This window comes from Abyssibacter profundi, from assembly GCF_003151135.1.
Lineage (GTDB): Bacteria > Pseudomonadota > Gammaproteobacteria > Nevskiales > OUC007 > Abyssibacter > Abyssibacter profundi.
Genome location: NZ_QEQK01000002.1, coordinates 271,620 through 282,757, shown reverse-complemented (window position 1 = coordinate 282,757; position 11,138 = coordinate 271,620). Strand labels below are relative to the sequence as shown.

General features: G+C 63.3%; 9 protein-coding genes and 1 pseudogene. 8 read left to right on the top strand and 2 right to left on the bottom strand.

The genetic code is table 11. The features are described 5' to 3' along the window. Positions 1–37 precede the first annotated feature (37 nt). The 7 genes from DEH80_RS03090 to DEH80_RS03060 all read left to right on the top strand — a co-directional run bounded on the left by DEH80_RS03090 (position 38) and on the right by DEH80_RS03060 (position 6,123). Positions 38–874 (top strand): PaaX family transcriptional regulator C-terminal domain-containing protein, encoded by an 837-nt coding sequence (locus tag DEH80_RS03090; RefSeq protein WP_109718992.1) that lies wholly within the window; start codon positions 38–40, stop codon positions 872–874. After that, positions 867–1,856 (top strand): fatty acid desaturase family protein, encoded by a 990-nt coding sequence (locus tag DEH80_RS03085; protein WP_109718991.1) that lies wholly within the window; start codon positions 867–869, stop codon positions 1,854–1,856. The genes DEH80_RS03090 and DEH80_RS03085 overlap by 8 nt, the downstream gene beginning before the upstream one ends. Before the next feature lie 4 nt (positions 1,857–1,860). After that, entirely contained in the window at positions 1,861–2,655 is a 795-nt protein-coding gene (locus DEH80_RS03080; protein ID WP_109718990.1) for a crotonase/enoyl-CoA hydratase family protein, read from the top strand. A gap of 81 nt (positions 2,656–2,736) precedes the next feature. Further along, entirely contained in the window at positions 2,737–3,159 is a 423-nt protein-coding gene (locus DEH80_RS03075) for an OsmC family protein (RefSeq protein ID WP_109718989.1), read from the top strand. Positions 3,160–3,375: 216 nt separating this feature from the next. Continuing rightward, positions 3,376–4,599 (top strand): imelysin family protein, encoded by a 1,224-nt coding sequence (locus DEH80_RS03070; RefSeq protein WP_165831261.1) that lies wholly within the window; start codon positions 3,376–3,378, stop codon positions 4,597–4,599. Between the two features lie 68 nt (positions 4,600–4,667). After that, positions 4,668–5,840, top strand: a complete 1,173-nt coding sequence (locus DEH80_RS03065) for a Na/Pi symporter (RefSeq protein WP_109718987.1) — start codon at positions 4,668–4,670, stop codon at positions 5,838–5,840. 10 nt (positions 5,841–5,850) lie between these two features. Beyond that, the gene (locus DEH80_RS03060) at positions 5,851–6,123 is read left to right on the top strand and encodes a sll1863 family stress response protein (protein WP_109718986.1); all 273 of its coding nucleotides are present in this window, start codon (positions 5,851–5,853) and stop codon (positions 6,121–6,123) included. A gap of 16 nt (positions 6,124–6,139) precedes the next feature. Here DEH80_RS03060 and DEH80_RS17540 read toward each other — a convergent pair whose 3' ends face one another. Together DEH80_RS17540 and DEH80_RS17535 are read right to left on the bottom strand one after the other, a co-directional pair. After that, positions 6,140–6,907, bottom strand: a complete 768-nt coding sequence (locus DEH80_RS17540; RefSeq protein ID WP_369122171.1) for a GGDEF domain-containing protein — start codon at positions 6,905–6,907, stop codon at positions 6,140–6,142. Positions 6,908–6,997: 90 nt separating this feature from the next. Further along, positions 6,998–7,927, bottom strand: a pseudogene (locus tag DEH80_RS17535) (EAL domain-containing protein); the annotation flags it as partial. Between the two features lie 237 nt (positions 7,928–8,164). Here DEH80_RS17535 and DEH80_RS03045 point away from each other — a divergent pair. Continuing rightward, the gene (locus tag DEH80_RS03045) at positions 8,165–11,095 is read left to right on the top strand and encodes a PKD domain-containing protein (protein WP_109718983.1); all 2,931 of its coding nucleotides are present in this window, start codon (positions 8,165–8,167) and stop codon (positions 11,093–11,095) included. Positions 11,096–11,138: the final 43 nt, after the last annotated feature.

Below are 11,138 nucleotides of genomic sequence, written 5' to 3'. Positions count from 1 at the left end.
CAGAATGCGCCGATAATGTTCGCATTTCGTACCATTTATGAAGCCAGCTGCCTCTGACCGATCTGCCGGTCGCCAGCTTCCCCGACCCAAGGACGTGATTCTTCGGGTGCTGCTCGCGACAACCGGACAGCCGATGGCCGCCCAGGCCCTCGTCGGTGCCTGCACGCTCATGGGTGTATCGGATAACAGCGCCCGAACGGCACTGGTCCGGCTCCGCAATGCCGGGCTCATCCAACACATTGATCGTGGGCAGTACCAGCTCGGCCCCGCCGCGACCACGCTTGCGGACGATGTCGCCCGCTGGCGTTCTGGCGAGGCCAGGGTCCGGCCCTGGTCCGGTGGGTGGATCATCGTCCATACCGGCGCCCTGCCGCGTTCAGATCGAACCGTCGTACGCCAGCGCGAACGTGCCTTGCAATTGTTGGGACTGCGAGAGCTTGAATCCGGCCTCACGCTGCGCCCCGACAATCTCAGCGATTCGCTGGATAGCATCCGCGACCGGCTTTATCGGCTGGGCCTGGACCCGGCGGCCGCCGTGTTCACCACCAGCACGCTGGATGCCACTCGGACACAGGCCGCACCGGGGCTCTGGCGTCGACGCCAGCTTGAATTGGGTTATCGGCAACAAATCGAAACCCTGGGTCAATGGATGGACGGCTGGCAGGACAAACCGCTTGATCAGGCTGCCCGTGAAGCCTTCGAGCTTGGGGATCAGGCCATCCGGCAGTTGGTCTTCGACCCCCTGCTGCCGGACACGCTCATCAACACGCAGCTGCGTGCCGAGTTCACCGATGTCGCCCTGCGCTTTGACCGGCTGGGACAGGCCATCTGGAAGCAACGGGCCCACCAGCCAGAGGCGTTAGGCCATGGCTGATACGCACAGCCCCTTGCGACCGACCGACTGGTTAAGCCGCGACGAAATCGCGGCCCTGACACGCCGGTCGGATGCTCGCGGCGGCTGGGCAATCGTCTCGGTCTGGGCGTCGATTGCGGCGCTGTTCGCACTCTGCGCAATGCTGCCGCATCCGGTCACCTGGCTGCTGGCCGTTGTAGCAATGGGCAATCGTCAACTGGCATTGGCGATTCTTGAACACGAAGCCGCACATCGTACGCTCTTCAGAACACGGTGGCTGAACGACCACGCTGCCGATTGGCTTTGTGCCCGCCCGATCTGGCAGCACGTCGGGCGATATCGGGCCCATCACAATCGACATCACAAACGTGCAGGCCAGCCCGGTGACCCCGATGAATCACTTTATCGGAGCTACCCCACGACCCGCGCCCGCTTCGCCCGCAAGCTGCTGCGGGACATCAGTGGCTACACCATGGTCAAGGTCATGTTCGGTTTGGTCTTGATGGATGCCGGCGTTATTCGCTGGACCGTTGCCAACGACATCGAGCGCCTGCCCCGCAATGGACGCCGCTGGTGGTCGTATCCCATCGCCTTGATCCGCAATAGCAGCGGGATGCTGGTGACCAACGCGGTGCTGGCCGGTGTGCTGATCCAGCTAGGCCACGGAGCGCTTTACGGTATCTGGCTGGCTGGCTATCTGTTCGCATTTCCTGTGTTCGTACGGATTCGTGCATTGGCCGAGCACGCCATGCTGCCCGCCGGTGCCGATATCCGCAGCAATACCCGGACCACGCAGGCGGGATGGTTGGCCCGCTGCACCGTCGCCCCCATGCACGTCAATTACCACCTGGAGCACCATTTCATGGCCTCCGTTCCCTACTACCGGCTGCCCGCCCTGCACCGCCTGCTGCGAGATCGTCAGCATGTCGCAGCGCCGCCCGGTTACCGCGAGGTACTGGCATTGGCCTGCAGTCGCCATGTTCCGGTGTCCACCCAGGAGTAATCAGATGAAGCCATTGGTCATCAGCAGCCGGCAGGGCGCCGTGCTCACCGTCACGATTAATCGCCCCGAGCAACGCAATTGCGTGGATCGACCCACCGCCGATGCCCTCGCCGAGGTTTTCCGGGCGTTCGAGGCGGATGCTTCGCTGCGTGCGGCCGTGCTCACCGGGGCGGAGACCGGCTTTTGTGCAGGCGCTGATCTCAAGGCCGTGGCCAGTCAGGACCCGGCCCGCAGCAATCGCATCGATCGCTCCGGTGACGCGCCGATGGGACTATCCCGGCTGCAACTCAGCAAACCGGTGATCGCCGCCATTGAGGGGCATGCCGTGGCGGGCGGGCTGGAGCTGGCGCTGTGGTGCGACCTGCGTGTCGCCGACGATACGGCGGTGTTCGGCGTGTTCTGCCGTCGCTTCGGCGTTCCGCTGATTGACGGTGGCACGGTTCGTCTACCGCGGCTGATCGGCCAAAGCCGCGCCATGGATATGGTCTTGACCGGCCGCGCCGTCGGTGCCATTGAGGCGCTGGAATTCGGCCTGGTGAATCGGCTGGTCCCGCGGGGTCAGGCCTTGGCCAGCGCACAGGCACTGGCGGCCGAGCTGACCGAACGGCCGCAGACCTGTCTGCGCAACGACCGACAGAGCCTGTTAGCGCAATGGGGGCTGGATGAGCCTGCCGCGATGGCCCAGGAGTTCGAATTCGGGCTGGAGACGCTGGCATCCGGCGAAACCGTTGCCGGTGCCAGTCGCTTTCGAGACGGCGTAGGCCGCCACGGCCAGTCATTAGACGATCGCAAACAGTGAACCTGTGGCGACCACAGCAGTCGCAGAAACTGGGATCGCCGCACTGAAGGCGGCCCTACCTCACATCCATCTGGAGGCTGCATGAAACGGACTGCTCAGGCTCGCTGGACCGGCGCACTGAAAGCCGGCCAGGGCCATGTGTCATCGGAGAGCGGGGTACTGGCTGAGTCCCCCTACTCGTTTCCCACCCGCTTCGAAGACAAACAAGGCACCAACCCCGAAGAACTGATCGGCGCCGCCCACGCCAGTTGCTACGCCATGGCCCTGGCCATGATGCTGGGTCAGGCCGACCTGTCACCTGACTTCATCGATGTGGATGCCGCCGTCACGCTTGACCAAACCGAGGGGGGCTTTGCCATCACGCGGATTCACCTGGATGTTCGGGCATCGGTACCCGGCGCATCAGAGGCGGATTTTCTGGACGCGGCCCAGACAGCAAAAACCGGCTGCCCGATCTCCAAGGCGCTGAAACCCGCCATCACTCTGAATGCCCAGTTGGTCTGACATCGGACACGACCGCCGGTCATTCCCTGCGCAGCCAACTGCCCGCCGCGCTCGCTTCGCGCTAAAATGCCGCCGCCTATCGGCATCACTCGGCGCGGCGCTGGCTCGCTTATGCGACCGTGTGTCTGAACTCGCTCCGGTGCCCGTGACCTTTCGTCCAGGCTGACGCTTATCAACATCCCATCTCCAGTTCCCCTGCAGCGAGGCCTGACGGGCTTGGCAACCTTGGCTGCCGCCGCGGTGACTGCCTGCGGCACCCAGCCCCCTCCTGACCCCGCCAAGGCGTTGGACAGCTACCGCAGCGTGGCTTATGCCGAGTATCGGGCCGCGCTGGCCGGCGCGCGTGACCTGCAGACCCGGGTCAAGACCCTCGTCCGGTCACCCTCCGCCGAGGCCATGACGCAGGCACGTCGCGCCTGGCGCCGCGCCCGCGCACCTTACTCCCGTACCGAAGCCTTGCGGTTCGGACATTGGTTTGTCGACGAGTGGGTCCCCCGGGTTAATCGCTGGCCGATTGATCCAGGCTTCATTGACTACACGGATGATGGCGAGATCGAGGACGGGTTCACGCTCGTGACCACCGAGCGTCTGCATGTGGCCGGGCGAACCTTGGATACCCGCAGCGTTGATCGGCGCCTGCTGCTGGACATCCAGGCGCTGAGCATGGATCCCACCCAGGTTCCCACGGGTTATCACGCCATCGAGTTTCTTTTGTGGGGGCAGCACCGAGATGGCTCGGGTGCCGGGCAGCGTCCCTGGACCGATTACGCCCTGGATTCGAGCACCTGTACCAGCGGGCCACGCGCCGCCCCCACGCGACACTGTCGCCGGCGGGGGCAGTGGCTTCTGGCCATGACCGAACTGCTGGTCTGGGAACTCGAACGCATGGCGGCAGTTTGGGCCGACAAGCCGGGTACCTACGGTTACCGTCTTGTCCACGGCGACCCAGAGTTGGGGCTGCAGCGCGCCCTCATCGGCTTGGTGACGGTCTCGTCGGACATCCTGGCAGACCGTCGAATCGAGACACCGCTGCACAGTCGACGGCCAGAGCAGGCGCAGGACCAGTTCTCCAACAATACCCATGCGTCGCTGCTCAACACCGCCCTCGGTATCGAGCAGTTCTACTACGGCCGGATCGACGGCAAGGCTGCGCCCGTTGCGCTGGCTGATCTGGCGCGCCATGCCGATGCCAATCTCGCAGGGCAGATCGATCGCGCCCTGGCGACAACACGACGCCGCCTGACGCGGGTCCAACGCGCAGGCGACGCCGGTCAGGGCTTTGCACAGCTCATCGCCCCCGATAATGTCGAAGGATCCCGTCTGCTCGCCGATGCGATGATCGCCCTGCGGGTGCAGTCCGCGTTACTGTCCCGTCTGGGTGAGGCGCTGGGCCTGGGACCGCTGGATCCGTCATTCGCCTCTGACAACAGCACTTCATAGGCAATCCGGGCACGACCGCCCTTCCACCGATTGACGCGTAACAGCCAACCTCGGAAATCAACCATCACATGACTGAAACCACGAAGCCGCTGGGCCAGTTGGAGCAACCGCGTTCGAGCGCTTTGCTCTGGTTTGGAATTGCTGCGTTGATCTACTTGTTGCTGGTCGCCGTTGCCACGATTGGAACCGGCTTCAAAACGGCCGCAAAAGAGGATGCCGAAACCCTGTTCGCCTTTGCCACCAACCCCTTTATGGGTTTGATCATCGGCACCCTGGCCACGGCACTCATCCAGAGTTCATCCACCGTCACCTCCATTATCGTGGGCCTGGTGGCCGGCGGCCTCCCGGTGTCCATCGCGATTCCGATGGTCATGGGGGCGAATATCGGAACCACGATTACGAACACCATTGTCAGCCTCGGCCATGTGCGTGAGAAACAGGAATTCCGACAGGCGTTCTCAGCGGCCACGGTGCATGATTTCTTTAACCTGATCAGCGTCCTGGTCTTTCTTCCGCTGGAGATCATGACCGGGTTTCTGCAGAAATCAGCCGCTGCCCTGGTCAACGTGTTCGCCTCCGATGCGGAATTGTCGATCAAGGGTTTCAACTTCATGAAGCCGCTCACCAAACCAGGCGTCGAGCTGATCCAGAGCGGTCTGCGCGGGCTGGGTTTCGATGACATGCTCACGGGCGTACTCATGGTTGCACTGGGCGTTGTGATGATTCTTGTGGCGGTGATTCGGGTTGGCAGGCTGCTGCGATCGGCCCTGGTCGGCAGGGCCAAACGCATCCTGCACGCTGCAATCGGTAGCGGACCGATGTCGGGCATCGGTTCTGGAACCCTGGTGACCATCCTGGTTCAGTCCTCGTCGACAACCACCAGCCTCATGGTCCCGCTGGCCGGCTCGGGCGTGTTCAAGACCAAGGACATCTATCCCTTTACGCTGGGCGCGAACATCGGAACCTGTGTCACCGCACTATTGGCCGCAACCGCCGTGTCGGGCACATTGGCAGGCGCAGCGTTGCAGATTGCACTGGTGCACCTCATCTACAACGTGCTGGGCGTGTTGGTGATCTACCTGATCCCCAACTGGCTTCGAGCGACGCATGTCACCGATTTCCCCATTCGCTGCGCCGAAACACTTGCGGGTGTGGCCAGCGAACGTAAATCACTGGCACTGAGCTATATCCTGGGTGTCTTCTTCTTGGTGCCGGGCGCCATGGTGTTCGTGTTTAACTAGGGAGCACGCGATGGACAGCAAGAACGACCTATCGGATCTGGAAGCCCGGATGGATCGGGCGCGCCGCACGCTTGAAGAGCTACGTGCCGAGCACGACGAGGTCAGTCAGCAATCCCAGCACGAAGAGATCGACCGGCTGGAGGCCCACCTGGCCTCGACCGAGCACAAGCTGGCCGACCTGCGTACCGCCGGTGCGGAAGCTTGGCATGAGATCCGGGCGGCCATCGAAACGCTGTGGGAAGACATCACGCACTGGAAAGACCGCCGTCCCCCGTCGCGATAACCCACAGGCAGACGCACTACAGCTTGTAGAGCTGAAATTCATCGTCCTCGTCCGGCTTATCTCCGACCTCGACCACCGCCGATGGAGACCGCCTTCGGCAGAAGAAGACGTAATCGGGCTCGGCGAGCTTGGCTTGATGCTTGGCGTCGCTGGCCATCGTGGCGACATCGTGATGTGACTGGCACTGCTGGGGATCTGGCCTGACGACTCCGATGGCCAGGCGCATCAGCGGAAACGTCGTCTCCCGTCCGGCCCGATCCACCGCGAGAATGCCGCCCAAGGCCAGATGCTCGGGTCGGTACAAGCGTTTGACCCGCTCGGCGAACGTCTCCGCGACACGCCGAACGCAGGCTTCGAAACGCTCCGATTCGCTGACGACGACAAAGTCGTCCCCGCCGATATGGCCGATGAAATCGTCCTCGCCCGCCATGTGCTCGGCCAGAATTTCCGCGATGAGCTGCAGCGCCTCGTCCCCGACCGCATACCCATACACGTCATTGAACGGCTTGAAGTGATTGAGATCGCAGTAGGCGACGCTGAAGTCGGACCGACGATCCAGCAGGGCCTGGATGCGTTCGACGATCGGGACATTGCCCGGAAGAAGCGTCAATGGATTGCTGTAGCGCGCGGCGCGTATCTGGGCTTCGCTGAGCCGCCTCATTAATGCGCTGGCCGGCACTACCCCCCGATAAACACCCTGTTCCACAACAACCGCACAGGACGGCAGCACATCCGGCGACCTCGCTGACAGACGCCGGCTCGCCTCTTCGATACTCGTATCCACCTCAAGCACGGGCGCCAGGTCATCCAGAAATTGCACGATGGGTTCACGCCCATGCAGCTCCCGCGTAAAGCGTCGAGCAAATCGATCCAGCAGACGCACCCGATTGACCGACCCGACGGCACGCCCGTCATCGACCACCGGGATGTCTGGCAGCGACTCCCAATCCTGAATTCGGTCCAGCACCGACTCGGCCGTATCGTCAGGAGCGACGATTGCGGTGGGCTGTATCAGGCTTGCCAGCGATTCGGTGAGTCCCAGTCCTCGCCCGTAGCCGCCCTGCTCCTGAAACACCGTGGTGCTGTCGATAGGCGGTGACTCCACCGGGCGGGCCAAGCCGAAGCCCTGCGCGTGGTCGATACCAAGCGTGCGAATGACGGCGGCTTCCTGCTCCCGCTCGATGCCCTCTGCGACGACCTCACAGCCCAGATAATTGGAGATTCCCTTAATCGACCGGAGAAACTCTCGTTTTGCCGGATCCTGGTCGCAGTCGGCGACGAAGTGGCGATCCACTTTGACGAAGGCGGGTCGTAGCTGCGACCAGACCCGCAATCCGGCGTACCCGGCGCCCAGGTCGTCCAGGGCAAACCGAAACCCGGCCTGCCGGTAAATCTGGATGGCATCGATGACCGCCTCGATCTCATCGAATGGCTTGCTTTCGGAAATCTCCACAATCACCGATGCCGGATCGACACCGTGGCGCTGCATCCAGTCCGGAACCCGCTCATGAACGTCCAGCATGCTCAGCAGCACCTGTGGCGACACATTCATGAACAACAGGCCTGGCAGGCCCAGATCACTGAATCACGTCACCGCCTTTCTGCGGCAAACGGCATCGAGTTCCGCCTCCAGGCCTGCACGTTCGGCGGCACGGAACAGCTCGACCGGACTTTCCCAAAGTCCCGCTGGCCCTCGTGTCAGGGCCTCAAAACCGGAGACCGCGCCGTCGCGAACCCGATAAATCGGCTGAAACACGGTCCGGACCGATTCCCCGGCGATGATTTTTGCGATGTCGGTGGTCACGTCAGTCCGAGCGTCCCTGCGATGGTCAATGCTTGTTATGCGCTGCGTGTCGGCAAACTTAACGAATTCTTGAGTCCCAAGTGCCGCCACCCCCGTTCGGTAGGGACGTTTTTACCACTGGTGCAAAGCGCCCCGGTGGATTAACATGTTCTTTACGTCGAAAACCATCCTTCGGCGTCTTGGTTGCACCACGATAACAACCCGGCCCGCATCGACCGGCCGGACTGAGGAGACACAATGAAACACCTGCACCTTGGGGTCGCCATGGGTGCTGCGCTGTCCTGTCTGGCCGCTGTCGGCCATGCACAGGACCTGCCCGGCTCCGAATCACCCGCACCCGTTGTTAACGCTTCCTGTGAGACCGATACCGAGACCACCGGTGGACGTCATTACCACGTCGTCCTGGAAGCGCCGGACGGATTTGCCAACAGCTTCGAGGTGTTCGAGCCGGACAGCATCGACTGCGCCAATGCCTCGAACGGTGCCCACCCGCTCATCCTGCAGGGGCATGGCTACGGCGGCAGTCGCAACACCGCCGATAATGGTTTCTCCAGCTACCGCGCGTCCGGCTACGCCGTGATTTCAATCGACCAGCGCGGGTTCGGCGAGTCCGGCGGTACGGTCCGCACCATGGACCCGGAGGCCGAGGGTCAATACCTGAACCAGATTCTCGATTGGGCCGAGCAAAACCTTGATTACCTGGCCTGGCGCGATGAATCCACCGGCCAGTGGACGAGCCGTGCGGAGACCAGCACGCCCGACGGTGCCAACCTCGTTGTCGGCGCGACCGGGGGAAGCTACGGCGGCGGATACCAGTTGCTGCTGCTCATGACCGATGCCAAGAAGCGTCTGGATGTGCTCCAGCCGGACATCACCTGGCACGACCTGCGCTATGCGCTCAACCCCGGCGATACCGTCAAGACCTTGTGGTCACTGGCCCTGGTCGGTATTGGTGAAGCCAGCGGCAACGCCAGTCTGGATTTAGCGCTTGCGGCCCTGGGCCAGCAGTCCGATCCTTTTGCCGGCCCGCTGCTGGGCGACGGCCAGGACCCGTTCATCAAGGAGACCGTCGTGCGCGGCGCCTCCCTGAACGAGTTCCCACGAGCGGCCCTGGATTGGTTTCGCTACCACAGCCTAAGCCATTGGTGTGAGGCCAATAACCTGCCGTTCCGCCCCTATGTGCCCTACGGCCCCGACGCGGTTCCGATGGGTTTCGCGGGCGCCAATCCGGTCCCCGCTACGGGCTCTGACGGCCGCGCTGGATTGGGCGATTTTCTGGTCGGACCCGTGAGTTCGGACTATCTGGACGGGGTGGACATCTTCATTACCCAGGGCATGCCCGACACGCTGTTCACGCTCACAGAGGCCTGGTGGAACACCCAGTGCCTCGCCGCAGCGGGTGCTAACGTGACGCTGTCCACGCATAACGGCGGACACGTGCTGCCGTTCGCCCAGGCGCCCGACAGTCAGGCCAGCGAATCGGGCAGCTGCGCGTTCGACCGCCAGCAGATCTTTGATGATTTGCTGCGAGGCAATGGCACGGACAGCGGAGTCAACACGGTGTGCTTCGCTCTGGGCGACGACACCTCGGTCACCATCGCAGAAGCCGATGTGCTCGCACCACAGCCCGAACAGGGTTTTGAAGGCGGCGAGAAACCCGGCTTTACCCGCATCGATGTGCCCGCCACCACGGTCCGCAACGGCACATTGGGCATCACCGGCATTGCAGGCAATCTGCCCGCGGAAGTCCCGCTCGGTACCGTGGCTGAAGAGGGCCTGCTGATGGGGCTGCCTCACCTGGATGTGACGATTAGCAGCCTGGCAGGTGGCAACGAGGCCGTGCAGGACTGCAGCGCACCGCTGGTTCCGACCGCGCGGCTGGGCTGCGACAGCATCACCTATGTCGGGCTGGGTTTGCGCAAGGCAGGTAGCCAGGTGCCCAACTACCCGCTGATCGATGACCAGCTCCACCCGATTCGGGGCCTGGGCACGCATTCGGTGGACCTGGTCGGGGTGGCCGAGCGCCTGGAAGTTGGCGATGAGCTGGCGCTGCTGTTCTTCCCGCAGCATACCCAGTTCTTCGGCAGCTTCTCCCGCGACGCCACGATCCCGGCCGTGAGCATCACCGGCTCCGTCGCCCTGCCGATCTACGATCTGGCTGAGGATGGATCGCCTGACGTCACCCGGGCGGCTGCCGTGCTCGGCGGTGATGTCGTGCCGCTGGATTCTGATGGCGACGGTGTTGCGGATGAGCAGGACAACTGCCCCATGGTTTCGAACCCCGGGCAGGACGACACTGACGGCGATGGAACCGGCGACGCCTGCGACTCGCAGGACGACACCGACAGCGACAACGATGGTGTCCGGGATGAAATCGACAACTGTCCCTCCACGCCGAATCCCGACCAGGATCCGGCGGCCTGCGAGAACGGCAACGAGCCGGGCGAAGACATCGTCGCCGTGATGACCGTCAATGGCCAGCAGACCAGCATGGTTGAGGCCGAGGCGCCCTTCACCGTCGAGTTCAACGCTCAGGACTCCGGCTACAGCAACCGCGACAACATCGAGTCCGACGGCTTCATGTATCAGTTCGTCTTCGGTGACGAGGCTTCGGCAGAGGAGTTCATGCCGGCCACGACATCGGAAACCGCGACCCACACCTATGACAAGGCGGGCACGTATCACGCCTATGTCGTGGTCAGCGATGCAGACGGCAAGGCCGATCAGTCCGAGATCACGGTCATCCGGACCACGCTCACGGTGACGGTCACCAATCCGGACAACGGCACGGTGGCCCAGTTGAGCATCGACCGGTCCGAAGGCCCCGCCCCACTGCGTGTGGAGTTTGATGGCTCGGCCTCGTTTGCCGCCCAGGGTCGCAATATCGTGTCGTATGCGTTCGATTTCGGGGACGGCAGCTCGGTGGAAGGCACGGATTCGATCGTCGTGCATACCTACACGCGTGCCGGCGAGTTCGAGCCGAGCCTGACCGTGACCGATGATCAGGGTGGAACCTCCCAGGCCAAGATCACCGTCGCTGTCGCACCCACACCGGGTGGTGAGCCGAACAACCCGGCCGAACGCAACAGCTCGGGCGGCAGTGGCTCGCTGGGCTGGTTATCCGTACTGGTCTTGCTGCTGGCCGGACTGCGCCGCCGCTGGGTCTAGGCCGCCCCGGTCGGGATTGAACCCGACCAGCGCGTATTACGGG

Coding starts and splice junctions, on each gene's coding strand:
- DEH80_RS03080 (WP_109718990.1), top strand. CDS start 1,861: ATGAAGCCATTGGTCATCAGCAGCCGGCAGGGCGCCGTGCTCACCGTC.
- DEH80_RS03065 (WP_109718987.1), top strand. CDS start 4,668: ATGACTGAAACCACGAAGCCGCTGGGCCAGTTGGAGCAACCGCGTTCG.
- DEH80_RS03090 (WP_109718992.1), top strand. CDS start 38: ATGAAGCCAGCTGCCTCTGACCGATCTGCCGGTCGCCAGCTTCCCCGA.
- DEH80_RS03085 (WP_109718991.1), top strand. CDS start 867: ATGGCTGATACGCACAGCCCCTTGCGACCGACCGACTGGTTAAGCCGC.
- DEH80_RS03045 (WP_109718983.1), top strand. CDS start 8,165: ATGAAACACCTGCACCTTGGGGTCGCCATGGGTGCTGCGCTGTCCTGT.
- DEH80_RS03075 (WP_109718989.1), top strand. CDS start 2,737: ATGAAACGGACTGCTCAGGCTCGCTGGACCGGCGCACTGAAAGCCGGC.
- DEH80_RS03060 (WP_109718986.1), top strand. CDS start 5,851: ATGGACAGCAAGAACGACCTATCGGATCTGGAAGCCCGGATGGATCGG.